At 67.3% G+C, this 15278-nt stretch carries 14 protein-coding genes; all 14 read left to right on the plus strand.

The features are described from left to right. Nucleotides 1-7: 7 nt before the first annotated feature. The 14 genes from PW843_26385 to PW843_26450 all read left to right on the plus strand — a co-directional run bounded on the left by PW843_26385 (nucleotide 8) and on the right by PW843_26450 (nucleotide 15098). Entirely contained in the window at nucleotides 8-748 is a 741-nt protein-coding gene (locus tag PW843_26385) for an SDR family oxidoreductase (protein MDE1150097.1), read from the plus strand. 326 nt (nucleotides 749-1074) lie between these two features. Then, entirely contained in the window at nucleotides 1075-1914 is an 840-nt protein-coding gene (locus tag PW843_26390; protein MDE1150098.1) for an ABC transporter permease, read from the plus strand. 70 nt (nucleotides 1915-1984) lie between these two features. Next, a complete protein-coding gene (locus PW843_26395; protein MDE1150099.1) occupies nucleotides 1985-2815 on the plus strand; it encodes an ABC transporter ATP-binding protein in 831 nt (276 codons plus the stop codon). Next, entirely contained in the window at nucleotides 2812-3993 is a 1182-nt protein-coding gene (locus tag PW843_26400; GenBank protein MDE1150100.1) for an acyl-CoA/acyl-ACP dehydrogenase, read from the plus strand. Before PW843_26395 ends, PW843_26400 begins: the two co-directional genes overlap by 4 nt. Before the next feature lie 15 nt (nucleotides 3994-4008). Next, on the plus strand, nucleotides 4009-5130 hold the full coding sequence (locus PW843_26405; protein ID MDE1150101.1) for an LLM class flavin-dependent oxidoreductase: 1122 nt from the start codon (nucleotides 4009-4011) through the stop codon (nucleotides 5128-5130). After that, nucleotides 5127-6092 (plus strand): D-isomer specific 2-hydroxyacid dehydrogenase family protein, encoded by a 966-nt coding sequence (locus tag PW843_26410; GenBank protein ID MDE1150102.1) that lies wholly within the window; start codon nucleotides 5127-5129, stop codon nucleotides 6090-6092. Before PW843_26405 ends, PW843_26410 begins: the two co-directional genes overlap by 4 nt. A gap of 23 nt (nucleotides 6093-6115) precedes the next feature. Next, on the plus strand, nucleotides 6116-6457 hold the full coding sequence (locus tag PW843_26415) for a hypothetical protein (GenBank protein MDE1150103.1): 342 nt from the start codon (nucleotides 6116-6118) through the stop codon (nucleotides 6455-6457). Beyond that, a complete protein-coding gene (locus tag PW843_26420) occupies nucleotides 6426-7097 on the plus strand; it encodes an ABC transporter substrate-binding protein (protein ID MDE1150104.1) in 672 nt (223 codons plus the stop codon). Before PW843_26415 ends, PW843_26420 begins: the two co-directional genes overlap by 32 nt. 392 nt (nucleotides 7098-7489) lie before the next feature. After that, the gene (locus PW843_26425) at nucleotides 7490-7960 is read left to right on the plus strand and encodes a carboxymuconolactone decarboxylase family protein (protein ID MDE1150105.1); all 471 of its coding nucleotides are present in this window, start codon (nucleotides 7490-7492) and stop codon (nucleotides 7958-7960) included. Continuing rightward, the gene (locus PW843_26430) at nucleotides 7957-8877 is read left to right on the plus strand and encodes a sigma-70 family RNA polymerase sigma factor (protein MDE1150106.1); all 921 of its coding nucleotides are present in this window, start codon (nucleotides 7957-7959) and stop codon (nucleotides 8875-8877) included. The genes PW843_26425 and PW843_26430 overlap by 4 nt, the downstream gene beginning before the upstream one ends. Before the next feature lie 196 nt (nucleotides 8878-9073). Further along, nucleotides 9074-11062: a hypothetical protein gene (locus PW843_26435; GenBank protein MDE1150107.1), complete on the plus strand. Its 1989-nt coding sequence runs from the start codon at nucleotides 9074-9076 to the stop codon at nucleotides 11060-11062. A 126-nt stretch (nucleotides 11063-11188) separates the two neighbouring features. Next, the gene (locus PW843_26440) at nucleotides 11189-13429 is read left to right on the plus strand and encodes a TonB-dependent receptor (protein ID MDE1150108.1); all 2241 of its coding nucleotides are present in this window, start codon (nucleotides 11189-11191) and stop codon (nucleotides 13427-13429) included. 102 nt (nucleotides 13430-13531) lie between these two features. After that, a complete protein-coding gene (locus tag PW843_26445) occupies nucleotides 13532-14755 on the plus strand; it encodes a hypothetical protein (GenBank protein MDE1150109.1) in 1224 nt (407 codons plus the stop codon). Nucleotides 14756-14819: 64 nt separating this feature from the next. Next, nucleotides 14820-15098, plus strand: coding sequence for an AbrB/MazE/SpoVT family DNA-binding domain-containing protein (locus PW843_26450; protein ID MDE1150110.1), 279 nt, complete (start codon nucleotides 14820-14822; stop codon nucleotides 15096-15098). The last annotated feature ends 180 nt before the right edge of the window (nucleotides 15099-15278 follow it).

Here is a 15278-nt window from a genome sequence, read left to right on the forward strand (position 1 = left end):
TGACATCATGAGCAAGGGTATCGAAGGCAAGGTCGTCCTCATCACCGGCGGCAGCACGGGCATCGGGGCGGAAACCGCCCAGTTGCTGGCCCAGCGCGGCGCCAAGGTGGCCATCGCCGCCCGCCGCAAGGACAAGCTGGACGGGGTCGTGGCCGATATCACCGCCAGCGGCGGCAGCGCCCGGGCCTATGTGCTGGACGTGACCGACAAGGCCCAGGTGCAGGCCGTCGTGGCCGCCGTGGTGGCGGATTTCGGCCGGCTGGACGTGCTGATCAACAATGCCGGCCTCATGCCCATCCGCCCGATGGCGGAGGTCAACACCGACGAATGGGATCAGATGATCGACGTGAACCTGAAGGGGACGCTGTACGGCATCGCCGCCGTGCTGCCGCGCTTCCTGGCGCAGGACGGCGGCCACATCATCAACCTCAGTTCCGTCGCCGGCATCAAGGTCTTCGCGCCCGGCGGAACGGTCTATTCGGGCACCAAGTTCGCGGTGCGCGCCATTTCCGAAGGGCTGCGGCAGGAGGTCGGCGAAAAGGTCCGCGTCACCTCGATCGAGCCGGGCGCGGTAGAGAGTGACCTCAAGCATTCCACCACCGGCACCGCCCAGGAAACGGTGCTTCAGTTCTACAAGCAGGCGATCCCCGCCGCCTCGGTCGCGCGCGCCATCGCGTTCGCCATCGAACAGCCGGACGATGTGGATGTGAATGAGATCGTCATCCGCCCGACCCGGCAGGAATTTTGATACCAGCGGCATGAGACAACGACTCATACCGCTGTAGGACGCGACCGCGTCCGCCGCAGCATTCCGGGGAGCCGCAGGCGGACTGGAATGCGAGGAAGCCCAGTCGCCGGATGGCGACGCCCGGCGTCTGAGGGGGCTTTGATCGGTCAAGATTAAAGCCATTGGCATGAGGTTTCCGGGGCGCCGCGCCAGCGGTGCCCCGCACCCTTGAGAAATTTCAAACAATCAACAAACGAAAAGTCCATTGCCGGAAAAATTTCCACGGCATTTAATGGAGAATATCGAACGCAGAACACCACATTCTTTATGTGAAATGAGGTGCGGCCTTGTCCTTGACCCTCGACGCCAACACCGGATCCTTGCCGGCCGCCGCGCCCCCTGCCACGCCGCTGGTGTGGCGGGCGCTGGGCCGGATCGGCAATTCGCGCTGGACCGTGCCCCTGGTCCTGCTGCTGGCGTGGGAGGCGGGGTCGCGCCTGGGCCTGATCCCGGCGCGTGTCCTGGCCGCACCCAGTGCCGTGGCGGGCACCTTCTGGTCGCTGCTGGTGTCGGGTGAACTGGTGTCCAACCTGCTGGTGTCGTTGGCGCGCGTCGCCATCGGCCTTGGCATCGGCGTCGCCGTGGGCACGGTGCTGGCCGTGGTGTCGGGCCTGTTCCGCCGGGGGGAGACGCTGGTCGATCCCTTGATGCAGATGCTGCGCACCTTGCCCTTCCTGGCGCTGGTGCCCCTGTTCATCGTCTGGTTCGGCATTGGTGAGGTGCCCAAGGTGGCGCTGATCGCCCTGGGTGCCGCCTTCCCGACATACCTCACCCTGTTCTCCGGCATCCGCGCCATCGAGGCCAAGCTGGTGGAGGCGGGGCGCAGCTTCGGCCTGTCGCGGCTGGAACTGATCACCAACGTGGTGCTGCCGGGGGCGGCCCCGTCCTTCCTGGTGGGCCTGCGCTACGCCCTGGGGCACGCCTGGCTCAGCCTGGTGGTGGCGGAACAGATCAACGCCTCGGCCGGCCTGGGCTACCTGATCAACAACGCGCGCGACTTCATGCGCACCGACATCATCGTCGTCTGCCTGGGCGTCTATGCCGTCCTGGGCCTTGGCACCGACTTCCTCGTCCGCCTGCTGGAACGCCGCCTCCTGGCCTGGCGTCCCACCTTCCTGGAGCGCTGACCCATGGACCCAATCCAACGCCGCCGCTGCCGCCCCCCGTACTGCAGACAAGGACGCCGCCGCCGTCCGTGTGCGCGGCTTCACCCGTAGTTTCGGTGACGTCACCGTGCTGCGCGACCTGGACCTGGACATCGCGCCCGGTGAGTTCGTGGCCCTGCTGGGCCGCAGCGGGTCGGGCAAGACCACGCTGTTGCGCACCCTGGCCGGCCTGGACGCGGCACCGGCGGAACAGGTATCGACCCCCGGCGCCCGCGCCGTGGTGTTCCAGGAACCGCGCCTGCTCCCCTGGAAGCGGGTCTGGCGCAACGTCACCCTGGGCTTGCGGCAGAACGCCGGCCGCAAACAGGCGGCCGCGGCGCTGGAAGAGGTGGGGCTGGGCCACCGGGTGGACGCCTGGCCCGCCACCCTGTCGGGGGGTGAGGCGCAGCGCGCCGCCCTGGCCCGCGCCCTGGTGCGCGAACCGCAATTGCTGCTGCTGGACGAACCGTTCGCGGCGCTGGACGCGCTGACCCGCATCCGCATGCACCAGCTGGTGCTGTCCTTGTGGCGGGCGCACAACCCGGCCGTCCTGCTGGTCACCCACGATGTGGATGAGGCGATCTCCCTGGCCGACCGCATCCTGGTGCTGGCCGACGGGCAATTGGCGGTGGAGGAAAAGGTGACCCTGGCCCGTCCGCGTGAGGCGGGGCCGGAGTTCCAGGCCCTGCGCCGCCGCCTGTTGGCCCATCTGGGGGTGGAGCAGGCGCCGGTGCGCGAGCCGGTACCCCTGTCCTTCGTGCCGCCGGTGGCGGTGCGCCCCCGGCATGTGGGTGCTGGCGTCAACGGCCATAACGGCGGCCATCATACCGCCAACTGTTCCGCGCCTTCGGCCGGCACCTATGTGGGTGGGGGGCTGGCATGACCGCCACCGCCCTGCGCGCCGTCACCGAACCGGACGACCTGAACGGCCCGGCCCTGGACCGTGTCCTGGCCGGCCTGACGGCGGAATTCGCCGCCGGTGCCGCCCTGCACGACCGCGACAGCAGCTTCCCGTTTGAGAATTTCAGAAGCCTGCACGCCCACGGCCTGCTGGGCCTGACGGTGGGGCCCGCCTGGGGTGGGGCCGGCGCCGACCTCGCCACCACGCTGAAGGTGGTGCGGGCGGTGGCCAAGGGCGATCCCGCCACTGCCCTGGTGCTGGTGATGCAGTACCTGTTCCACGCCTCATTGGGGGCGGGGGCCGAAAGCCGCGTGGTGCCGGAGGATCTGTATGCCCGCGTGGCGCGCGACGCGGTGGAGAACGGCGCCCTGATCAACGCGCTGCGCGTGGAGCCCGACCTGGGCACGCCGGCACGCGGCGGCCTGCCGGCCACGGTGGCGCGGCGCACCGCTGACGGCTGGTCCATCAGCGGGCACAAGCTTTATTCCACTGGCATCCCGGCCCTGACCTGGCTGGTGGTCTGGGCCCGCACTGATGAGCCGGAGCCGCGCATGGGCGGCTTCCTGGTGCACCGCGACGCCCCCGGCATCCGGGTGGAGGAGACCTGGGACCATCTGGGCCTGCGCGCCAGCGGCAGCCACGACGTGATCCTGGAGAATGTGCCCACCCCTCTGGACCATGGGCTGGATCTCCGCGTGCCCGGCGCACCCACCCCGCGCGACGCCCTGTTCGGCGCCTGGGCCGCTGTCCTGACCGCCGGCATCTATGACGCGGTGGCGCATGCCGCGCGCGACTGGTTCGTGGGCTGGGCCAAGCAACGTATGCCGTCGAATCTGGGGGCTGCCCTGTCCACCCTGCCGCGTTTCCAGGAAACGGTCGGCGCCATCGACGGCCTGCTGCTGTCCAACCGCGTGCTGCAGGATGCCGCAGCACGGGGTGACACCACTACGGTGGAATCCGGACTGGTGAAGCACCTGGTGACGGAAAATGCCATCCAGGTGGTGGAAAAGATCATTCAAATCACCGGAAATCCCGGCATCACCCGCCACAACCCCCTGGAACGCCATTACCGCGACGTGCTGTGCGGCCGCATCCACACGCCCCAGGCGGACGTGGTGCTGACCGGCGCCGGCCGCGCCGCCTTCGCCGCACATCCTTGAGGAAGGGTCGCCCCCATGTCCCAGACGCTTCAGTTCATCGGCATGATCGGCCACCGCAACGGCTCGGAATCCCGGGCGCCCAGCGGTCCCATCGTTGATCGTGAGTACATCGGCGCCGTTGCCCGTGCCCATGAATATGCCGGCTTCGACCGCATCCTGATCGGTTATTACAGCACGGCGCCCGACGGTTTCCAGATCGCGGCCTATGCCGTGCAGCAGACGGAGCGGCTGGGCATCCTGTTGGCCCACCGGCCGGGCTTCGTGGCGCCCACGCTGGCGGCGCGCCAACTGGCCTCGCTGGACCATTTCGCCAAGGGCCGCCTGGCGGTGCACATCATCACCGGCGGCTCGGACGAGGAACAGCAGCGCGACGGCGATTTCCTGACCAAGGCCGACCGCTACGCCCGCACCGACGACTACCTGGACGTGGTGCGCAAGGTCTGGTCCAGCGACACGCCTTTCGACCATGACGGCCCCTATTACAAGACGCGCGGCTCCCTCTCCTACGTGAAGCCGGTGGCGGGATCCCTGCCAGTCTATTTCGGCGGCTCGTCGGAGGAGGCCATCGCCATCGCCGGCCGTCACGCCGACGTCTACGCCTTGTGGGGGGAGCCGCTGGACGACGCCCGCGACACCATCACCCGGGTCCGGGCGTCCGCCGCCCTGCACGGCCGCCACGACCAGGTCGGCTTCAGCCTGTCGCTGCGCCCCATCCTGGGCCGGACGGAGGAGGAGGCCTGGGCCAAGGCCGACCGCATCCTGGAAAAGGCCCGCGCCCTGCGCGAGGCCAACCCCGGCGGCTGGGGGGAGAAGCGCGCGGGTGAGCCACAGAATGTGGGCTCCCAACGCCTGCTGGCGGCGGCATCCGCCGGCAAGGTGCGCGACCAGCGCCTGTGGACGGAGATCGCGGCCCTGACGGGGGCCCAGGGCAATTCCACCAGCCTGGTGGGCACGCCCGAGCAGGTGGCGGAATCGCTGTTGGATTATTACGACCTGGGCATCCGCACCTTCCTCATCCGGGGTTTCGACCCGCTGGAAGATGCCATCGAATACGGCCGCGACCTGATCCCCCTGGTGCGCCAGGCGGTGGCGGCGCGCGAGACGGCGCCCCTCAAGTCGGTGGTGGCCGCCGAATGACGACCCTGCGTGTCGCCAGCCAGTTGCCCGAACCCATCAATGCCGAGGTGCTGCGCCAGGTCAGCGCCTCGGCCGGCGACGGCAGCGTCGAATTGATCACCCTGCCGCGCGGCGTGCCCGCCGACTGGCCGCGGGAGGCCGACGTGTTCGTGGCCGCCCCCTTCCGCCGCGCCGGCGGTGATCTGCCGGTCCAGCCCCTGGGCTGGCCCTTCAACCTGCGTTGGGTGCAGTTGATCTCCGTCGGTATCGACTTCTATCCCGAATGGCTGTTCGACGGCCCGGTGGTGACGGCGGCCAAGCGCTCGTCGGCCACGGCGCTGGCCGAATTCTCCCTGGCCGCCATCTTCGCCGCCGCCAAGCGTTTCCCCGACATCTGGATCAGGAACGCCGCCGCCTGGCAGCCAACGCCGTTGGGCCTGGTGGATGGCGCCACCCTGGGCATCGTCGGCTTCGGCGGTATCGGCCAGGCGCTGGCGCCGCGCGCCCAGGCCCTGGGCATGAAGGTGCTGGCCACCCGGCGTGGCCCCGGCGACCTGGGTGTGCCGGGGGTGGAACGGGTGGACGGCGTGGCGGACCTGTTCGCCCGTGCCGACCATGTGGTGCTGGCGGCACCGGCCACGGCGGAGACGCACCATCTGGTGAACCGCGCCGTTCTGGCGGGCGCCAAGCCGGGCCTGCACCTGGTGAACGTGGCGCGCGGCATCCTGATCGACGACGCGGCGCTGCTGGACGCCCTGGCCGACGGCCGGGTGTCGCTGGCCACGCTGGACGTGACCCACCCCGAACCGCTGCCCGATGGTCATCCGTTCTACAGCCACCCGCGCGTGCGCCTGTCGCCCCACACCTCCGTCTTCACACCCGACACCCATGCCAACCTGGCGGCCAAGCTGGCCGGCAACCTGATCCGTTTCCATAAGGGCGAACCCTTGGAGGACGTGGTCGATCTGGCGCGCGGCTACTAGCCCTTTCCAAGAAAGCCCCACCGATGACCCTGATCACGCGCCGGTCCGCTTTACTGGGACTGGGCAGCCTGCCCCTGTTCGCCGGCGCGCTCAGCCTCGGCGCCTGCGACCGCAAGGACGCGGACCTGGCTGGTGTCACCCTGCGGGCGGCGACGTACCGGGGCAACCCCGACGCCTTCTTTGACAAGGCGGGTGTGGCCGACTTTCCCTACCAGCTGGAAACGGCGCAGTTCGCCGGCGGCAACCTGATCGCCGAGGCGATCAACGCCCATTCCCTGGACGTGGGCGGCATGAGTGAGATTCCGCCCATCTTCGTGGCCGCCGCCAACCACGGTGCTGCGCATCGTCGCCGTGCTGCAGGGTGACGTGAACAACCAGGTGGTGCTGGTGCCGGGCGATAGCCCGCTGAAGACCAATGCCGACCTGAAGGGCAAACGCGTGGGCTATGTCCGCGCCACCACCTCGCAATACATGCTGCTGAAGATCCTGAAGGAACAGGGCCTGACCTTCGCCGACATAACACCCGTGGCCCTGTCGCCGCAGGACGGCCTGGCGGCCTTCCAGCAGGGCAGCCTGGATGCCTGGGTCATCTACGGCGTGGTGGTGCAACTGGCCCGGCAGGCGGGGGCCCGCGTGCTGACCACCGGCCTGAACCGCCTGTCCGGCAACTACCTGGTGGCGGCCTCCAAGGACGCGCTGGCCGACCCGCTGAAGAAACGCGCCCTGGCCGATTACTTCCAGCGCTACGCCAAGGTGCTGGCTTGGATCGAGGCGGATCCCAAACGCTGGATCGGCATCCGCGCCCAACTGACCAGCATCACCGAGGCGGCGTACGAGCAGGAATACCGGGAACGCAGCGCCGGCTATCGCCTGCTGCCGGTCAGCGACGCGGCCATCGCCTCACAGCAGGACGTGGCCGACACCTTCGCCGCCGCCGGCGTCATTCCCGCCCCCATCGACGTGCGCCCCCTGTGGGACGACAGCCTGCATGAGGCGCTGGTCTAGGGGTAATTACCATTCCGGTAACTGGGAGTTTTCCAGAGAGGAAATTCTTGGTAATTTAAGAGGGCAACCGGGGAGAGTTCGTACCTCTCCCCGGCGCCCTTCACCTCCCTAGCTTCAGTTCAACGGCCATGCCGAGGAACCGGAAGCGGAGATGAAGGAAGAAGGACCGGATTAGCATCCAGGTGTTCCTCTTCCTGTGGCGGGGAGGCGGCCCATCCGCCCCCTGACCACGGGGGAGATATTCCCCGAAAATCGAAGCGCGCATCACAGCCTGCCAGGAACATTCTGGCAGTTCTTGGCTGTCCGCGATTTTTCCTGACCCCCATGTCACACCGGGCCCCCGCCATCTCGTCTTTAGGGCGTGCACTGACGCACGACCCTGACCGGAGACGATGATGACCACCTCCCACCATGCCCCCCGTCTGCCCAACCATTTCAAGCTGGCGCCCGACACCATCAAGGCCATGCTGGCGGTCGAGGCCAGCATCCGGGCCAGCGGGCTGGAGCATAGCCTGTTGGAATTGGTGAAGACCCGCGCCGCGCAGATCAACGGCTGCGCCTTCTGCCTGCACATGCACGCGACCGATGCCCGTGCGGCCGGTGAGACGGAGATGCGGCTTTACATGCTGCCGGCCTGGCGGGAATCTACCCTGTACACGGATCGCGAGCGGGCGGCCCTGGCCTGGACCGAGAGCCTGACCCTGTTGGCCCAGACCGGGGCGCCGGATGAGGATTACGCCGTGCTGAAGGCCCAGTTCACCGACGTGGAGCAGGTGCAGCTGACGCTGGCCATCGGCGCCATCAATCTGTGGAACCGCTTGCAGGTGGGTTTCCGCGCTGGCCATCCGGAGGTGAAGGCGTGACGCAGGCGGAGGTGACGCCGGACCCCACCGCAGTCTTCCAGGCGCAGCGGCCCCGGCTGGTGCGCCTGGCTTATCGCATGCTGGGGTCGGTGGCGGAGGCGGAGGACGTGGTGCAGGACGCGTGGCTGCGCTGGTGCCAGGCGGACCACGCGACCGTGACGGCGCCTGCCTCCTTCCTGTCGCGCATCGTCACCCGCCTGTGCCTGGACACGCTGAAGTCCGCCCGCGTGCGGCGGGAGACCTATGTGGGATCCTGGCTGCCGGAACCCCTGGCCGGTACCGATGAGGACATGGCGGAGGATGACCTTAGCCTGACGCTGATGCTGGCGCTGGAACGGCTGTCGCCGCTGGAACGCGCTGCCTTCCTGCTGCACGATGTGTTCGGCGTGGCGCTGGACGAGGTGGCGGGCACCCTGCACCGCGATGCCGCCGCCGTGCGCCAGCTGGCGTCCCGCGCCCGCCGGCACATCCACGCCGCCCGCCCGCGCTATCCCGTGGCGCCGGAGGAGGGGGACCGTATCGCCCAGGCCTTCTACGCCGCCTCGCACCTGGGCGACGTGGCGGGTTTGAGCGCCCTGCTGGCCCGCGACGTGGTGCTGTATGCCGATGGCGGCGGCAAGGTCCGCGCCTTCTTCAACCCCATCCGCGGCCTGGCCCGCATTGTACGGTTGTTCGCCAGCCTGTCCGCGAAGGGGGAGTTCACCTCCGCCATCCTGGTCCGCCCCCTGCGGATCGATGGCCTGCCCGGTTATGTCAGCGTGGAGCGGGGGGCGGTGTTGCAGACCACCGCCTTCGCCATTGAGGAAGGGCGCATCACCGCCATCTACATCACCCGCAATCCGGAAAAGCTGGCCCGTGTGGCACAAGGCCTGGGCCTGGATACGGCGGGCCAGCCAGTAAGTCCGCACGCGATCTGAAAGGGTCGCAATAATACATCAGATGCCCAAAATATAATTTCAGCCTTCTTGAGTGAAGGACAGGGCGCAAAAAATCCTCTACTGTCCGGGAAAGCGCTGGAAATTCGGGCGCGCGGCCCAAGTCGCGCGTTTCAGTGCCTGGATGGGGTCGATGGGTGAGATGCCGTATGTAAGGGGGCAGGGGACACCGGCCCGAATGAGGCCTGCGCGCCGGACGTTGCTTTCCGCCACCCGCGCCTTGCTGCCGGCATTGGCGCTGGGCCTTGCCCTTTCCGCCTGCTCCACATCCTCGGGCGGCGGGGGTGGGGCGGATGTACCCGAAGGCCGGCAAGCGACCCAGCAGGCCAATCCGTTGGGCCAGGCCATGCGGGCCGGTGTCGAGGCCATCAATGAGGGCGATGCCGCCCGCGCCAATCAGGAATTGGGCCAGGCCATCGCCCGGGACATGAAGAATCCCGCCCTGCATGCTGCCAACGCCCTGGCCTATCAGTTGCGCGTCCGCGCCGGCGAACGCGACCTGTTCGACCTGGCGGAAACCGGGTATCTGGTGGCGCTGGAACAGCGGCACGATTTCCAAAGTGCGGCCCTGCAGCTGACCCATCTCTATTTCGACAACCACCGCTACCAGCAGGCCCAGCGGGCCGCCGCCTATGCCCTGGAATTGGACAGCGGCAGCACCGAGGCCCTCTACCTGCTGGCCGGCGCCTCCTATTACCTGGGTGACGTCGAGATGGCCTTGTGGGCCATCGACAAGGCGCAGGCCCTGGCGCCGCAGGACCCCGTGGGCATGCGCATGGTGCCCGCGATCTACGCCCAGGCCGGCCTGACCGATGAGGCGCAGGCCTTCCTGGACGCTCATCGCGACGCGTTCACGGGCCAGGCCGGTGAAGGCCTGTCGCGCCGGCTGGGTGAATGGAAGATCGCCTACGCGGCGGCGGAGGGCGAGGGGCCGGCGGCACGCGCGGGGGCGGCCAAGGCCGGTGACGCCAAGGCCGCCAAGGCTGATGCGAAGACCGACACCAAGCCGGCCGATGCCGCCACCACCGACCAGGGGCCGCTGGCCTACGCCTGGTCCGACTGCAAGCAGCAACTGACCGACAAGGCGGCGGCCACCGCGGCGGCGCCGGCCGCTTCGGGTGAAGCTACAAAGACGGCGGACGAGACGATCGCCCTGACGGCCCTGCCGTCGCCGTGCAAGGCGCGCGGCATGCCGCGCATGGCGGTGGTGGACGTCACCATCCTGCGCACCGACGATATCCGCAGCAGCACCCACGGCATCAACCTGCTGGACGGTCTGGCGGTGACCCTTCAGCGCAGCGCCACGCGCACGGTGACCAAGACCACCGATGTGGCCGACAGCACCACCTCGGTCTTCACCCGCACCGTGGGCCTGGGCACGTCCGCGGCCGGTGCCATCGCCTATTCCCTGAACCTGGCCAACGTGTCGGGGCAGCGGGCGGAGGTGATCGCCAAGCCCAGCCTGATCATGCTGGACCGGCAGCCGTCGCAGTTCTTCTCCGGTTCCAACGTGGCCATCGGCGTGGCCGCCAACTCCGGTGGCACCAGCTCGCTGGAACAGATCAACATCGGCGTCAGCCTGTCGGTGACGCCCACCTTCATCGACGACAACCAGATGCTGTTGAACGTGAAGGCGGTGCGCACCCTGTTCGAACCCATCACCACCACCTCGTCCACCTTCTCGCAGTCGCTGGAGGTGTCGCGCAACATGGTGTCGGCGGCGGCCAATGTCCGGGTCAATGAGACCCTGGTCCTGTCCGGCTTGACCGCGCATGAGAACACCAAGAACAATTCGGGCGTCCCCCTGCTGAAGGACATCCCCGGAGTGCAGTACCTGTTTTCCAGCGACTCCACGCAGCTGGTCGACCAGACGGTGCTGATCCTGATCACGCCCCGGGCCATCACCACCTACGGCCAGGCGCTGGACAAGATCGACGCCCTGAAGGACGACGGCACGGTCGAGCCCAAGCTGCTTCAGGAAACCCGCGCCCGCGCGCTGAAGGAACTGGGCGGCCGTTGGCCCACCCTGTACGAGCTGATTCACCAGCTGGACCGCAACGCCCGGGCGTTTGATACCCGCACCAACGACATCCGGTTCGACGACTGGCAGCAGCCGTCGCACCTGAAGCGCGTGCTGCGCGACGTGGCCGACGCCCTGTATTTTTAGGGCGGAAACCACAATCCACAGATCGTTGATGTCTAATAACATTTCCCTTAAACGAAACTCGTTTTTATAGAACTGTGAAATACGCGAAACGGGTGCTCCACCATTCGTTTAGCGGAGCACATTTTCATGGTTCGTCGGGCACCGGTTTCCCCTCTCGCCGCGTCTTCCCTGCTGCTGGGCGCGGCCTTCTGTGCCTTGGCGATCCCGGCATCCGCCCAAACCGCCGCACCCGCCCCGGCGGAGGCCCCCGGCGACGCCCCGGTGGCGGATGATGAGGGCGGGGTGCCCGTCATCGTGGTGACGGCGCAAAAGCGCCAGACCAAGCTGCAGGAAACCCCCATCGCCCTGTCGGCCTATGGCGCCGACGCCCTGCAGGACCAGCATGTCAGCACGGTGCGCGATCTGGCGGGCCTGGTGCCGGGCCTGACGGTGCCGCGCGGCGGCATCACGCCGACGACGCAGCTGTTCTTCCTGCGCGGCATTGGTGAGACCGACCCCATCTTCGACCCCGCCATCGCCCAGTATGTGGACGACGTCTACATCCCGCGTTCCATCGCCGCCTCGCCCTTGCTGGCGGAACTGGAGCGGGTGGAGGTCTTGCGCGGGCCGCAGGGCACGCTCTATGGCCGCAACACCAGCGCCGGCGCCATCCGCTACATCACCCGCGATCCGGACGGGGAACTGCGCCTGTCGGTGGATGCCGGTGTCGGCACCTGGGGCGCGTTCGAAAGCCACGGCTACGTCTCCGGCCCGCTGATCGACAACAAGCTGTTCGCCAGCCTGGCCTATGGCCATGAGCAGCACGACGGCTACACCCGCGACCCCACCATCAACAAAGATGTGAACGACCTGAACGTGGACAGCGTGCGGGCCAAGCTGCGTCTGCAGGCGACCGACGACCTGGACATCCAGCTGACGGTGGATGCCAAGCGTGATCGGTCCACCACCGCCTATTACACGCCGAAGAACCAGCCGGGCGGCGGCTTCGACCCGTCGCTGTCGTTCGCGGAACCGGACCCGCAGGACAATTCCAATTCCGGCGGGGCGGCGCTACGCATCACCCAGGCGCTGGGCGACAAGGTCACGCTGAAGTCGGTCACCGCCTACCGCGCCTTCGGCCAGGCGCCGGTGGCCTATGACAATGACGGTGAGGCCGCGGTCAAGCAGGTGAACTACATCCGCTATTTCGAGAATGAACTGACGCAGGAGATCCAGGCCAACGGTAGCTGGGGTCCGGTGGACTTCACCAGCGGCCTGTTCTACCTGCACGAAAACTTCTCCTCCGACCGCAACGGCTACAGTTACCCCAGCCTGGCCAACCCCCCGCAGGAACAGGTGGGCAATACCAAGACCGACAGCTACGCCGCCTACGGCCAGGGCGATTACCACATCACCGACAAGCTGACGGGCACGGTGGGCGTGCGCTACACCATCGAAAGCCGTGACTTCACCTATCAGCAGTTCGACGACAATCTCGACGGTTCCCGCATCACCGATGCCGCCGGCAACCCCATCGTGCCGGCCACCGCTACCAACAAGGCCGGCGCCTTCCAGGCCAAGTCGGACGCCACCTGGTATTCACTGACGCCCAAGTTCGCCCTCAGCTACCAATGGACGCCCGACCTGCTGACCTACGCCAGCATTTCCAAGGGCTTCAAGGCCGGCGGCTTCGATAACCGCGCCAGCGCCCTGATCAACGCCCAGCTGCCCTACCAGCCGGAAAAGGTGCAGACCTATGAGGTGGGCGCCAAGACGGAATGGTGGGAACGGCGGGTGCTGGTCAACCTGGCGCTCTATTACAACGACTATACCGACCTGCAGGCGACGGCGACCGATCCCGCCACCCTGCGTTCCCGCCGCCTGAACGCGGCGTCGGCCCATACCGAGGGGTTTGAACTGGAGACGACCTTCGCGCCCTTCGCCGGTTTCCGCTGGGACAACTCCGCCTCCTACACCCTGGCGCTGTATGACGAATTCCTGAATTACGCCGGCATCGGCACCAGTGCCACCGGCAACCGCCTGCCCTATGCCCCGCGCTGGACCTTCCGCACCGCCCCCACCTACACCCTGCCGCTGAAGGTGCCGGGGGAGGCGCAGGTGGGACTGGACGCGCAATACCAGACCCAGGCTTACGCCGACGTGGCCAATTCCTGGCAGGTGGCCATTCCGGCGCAGTGGAACATCAACCTGTTCGCCAAATACACGACGGAGGACGAACGCTGGACCTACTCCGCCACCGTGCGCAACCTGGCCGACCGCCGCCTGCCCCAGGGCGGCAGCTACTCCGCCTCGGCCGCCGGCACGGTCTGGTATTACGTGGAAAGCCCGCCCCGCACCGTGTTCTTCCGCGTCGGGTATAAGCTGTGACGGGAGAGTTTATACCCAAGGTAGGTGATTTGCATTTTAGATAAACTTGAAAAGTGTTATATGTGGATCTCGACACTCCATTAACGTGTAGGGGTTGGGGCCATGAGCACCACGTCAAATGCCGTTCCCGTGATCTTCGACAACCAATCCGGCGGTGAGGTCTGGATCCAGTTCCTGAACGGCGTGTTCGGAACCGGCCAGACGGGTGCGGGCGGCACCGTCGCGCTGTCCGGCGACACCGCCTATTCCCTGAGCGACCTGACGGGACCCGTGCCTGGCCTGCCCGGCCTGGGGAATGTGCCCAATGTCGCCCTCAGCGACTTCACCAACGGGCGCCTTTACCTGAACGTCGGCAGTGCAGGTCTGCAGAACCTGGGCAATGGTTATCAGCCCGCGTCCGCGACCGTGACCGATCCGAACTACCACACGCCTTACGCGTATATCGAACTGAACGTCTTCGGCAATCCCGCCAACAACATGGACCTCAGCGACATCGATTTCTTCAGCATGGCGCTGGAGGCCAGCACCTGGCTGAACGGCCAGCAGGTGGCCGCCATGACCTTCGTGAATTCCGATCCGACGGCCTTGGGCCAGGGGGTGGAGACGTTGGCGACCCTGTCCGGCGGCCAGGCGGTGGTGGGGCAGATAACCCGGGTGAACGGTCCCGGCCTGGCGCCCGGCTACCACGACTGGACCGACTATTTCACCTATCTGGCCGGCCTGCCGGCCCCGGTGGCCACCATCGCCGGCACCTATGCCGGCCAGGGCGCCGGCAGCGGCAGCACCACGACGGAACAGACCTATTCGCTGACCGCGACGTTCGACCAGGCCGCCCAGACCGTCACCCTGTCGGGCAGCGCCAGCGTCGTCGGCGCCACCACCATCGTCCTCACCTACGCCGCGCTGAACCTGCCCACGGGCGTCTATGGCGCCAACCCGTCCTACAGCGTCAACGGCGGCGCGCAGACCGGCGGCATCGTCAACGATGTCTATGGCTGGGTCGTGGCCGACCTGCTGGCCGGTCTGAACTACGGCTTCCTGGGCAGCACGACGCCGGTGAACAGCCAGCCCCTGGGCGCCTACACCTCGTCGCAATGGCTGCAACTGGCGGCCGACACCCCCAGCATCCGGTTCGGCGGCGCGCAGTCGAACAGCGCTTATTACAATGGTTATGCCGCCCAGATCGCCAAGATGACAGAAGACGCCTACGGCTTTCCCTTCTCTGACCGGGTGCAGCAACTGCTGCTTTATTTCCCGCCGGCGGGGCAAACGAACGGTGTGGATTACCTGAAGATCACCATCCTGCCGATCAACTATCCTTTGTAATCCAAGACCTGGACCGGCCTCCACACTATAACGGTTGTATCAATCCGTGGTGTGGAGGCCGCATATGGCTGATGTCGCTGAGTTGTTCATGCATGACGGCGATCAGGCGGTCCGCCTGCCTGACGCCTATCGCTTCAACATCGACGTGAAGGAAGTGTTCATCCGACGCGATCCCAAGACCGGCGACATCATCCTGTCGCGGCGGGAGGATGACTGGGCCGGTCCGGTCGTCGATGACGAGGGCGTGGAACTGCCGCCCGGCTTCGTCAGCGCCGAGGAACAGGCCCTGGGCGTGCGGGAGGTGACGGAGGAGCGGCACCCCCTGGCGGATTGGGAGGAGTGAGGCGTCCTTCCCCCGTCCGCCGCCGGATTCCCATGCCCGCTTAGTCCAAAGGCGTGCTCGCCAGTTGGGTGCGGCCATGTTTTGCTATCGCCCGCGTTTATGACCGGGCCTTAAGCGTCCCATCAGGGAAACTCGATTTTCCCCGCCCCGCCCGGTCCCCATAGTTGCTGTCCACCCACC

Source organism: Azospirillaceae bacterium (genome assembly GCA_028283825.1).
Taxonomy (GTDB): Bacteria; Pseudomonadota; Alphaproteobacteria; order Azospirillales; family Azospirillaceae; genus Nitrospirillum.

Coding starts and splice junctions, on each gene's coding strand:
- PW843_26385 (MDE1150097.1), top strand. CDS start 8: ATGAGCAAGGGTATCGAAGGCAAGGTCGTCCTCATCACCGGCGGCAGC.
- PW843_26400 (MDE1150100.1), top strand. CDS start 2,812: ATGACCGCCACCGCCCTGCGCGCCGTCACCGAACCGGACGACCTGAAC.
- PW843_26405 (MDE1150101.1), top strand. CDS start 4,009: ATGTCCCAGACGCTTCAGTTCATCGGCATGATCGGCCACCGCAACGGC.
- PW843_26410 (MDE1150102.1), top strand. CDS start 5,127: ATGACGACCCTGCGTGTCGCCAGCCAGTTGCCCGAACCCATCAATGCC.
- PW843_26415 (MDE1150103.1), top strand. CDS start 6,116: ATGACCCTGATCACGCGCCGGTCCGCTTTACTGGGACTGGGCAGCCTG.
- PW843_26425 (MDE1150105.1), top strand. CDS start 7,490: ATGATGACCACCTCCCACCATGCCCCCCGTCTGCCCAACCATTTCAAG.
- PW843_26435 (MDE1150107.1), top strand. CDS start 9,074: ATGAGGCCTGCGCGCCGGACGTTGCTTTCCGCCACCCGCGCCTTGCTG.
- PW843_26440 (MDE1150108.1), top strand. CDS start 11,189: ATGGTTCGTCGGGCACCGGTTTCCCCTCTCGCCGCGTCTTCCCTGCTG.
- PW843_26445 (MDE1150109.1), top strand. CDS start 13,532: ATGAGCACCACGTCAAATGCCGTTCCCGTGATCTTCGACAACCAATCC.
- PW843_26450 (MDE1150110.1), top strand. CDS start 14,820: ATGGCTGATGTCGCTGAGTTGTTCATGCATGACGGCGATCAGGCGGTC.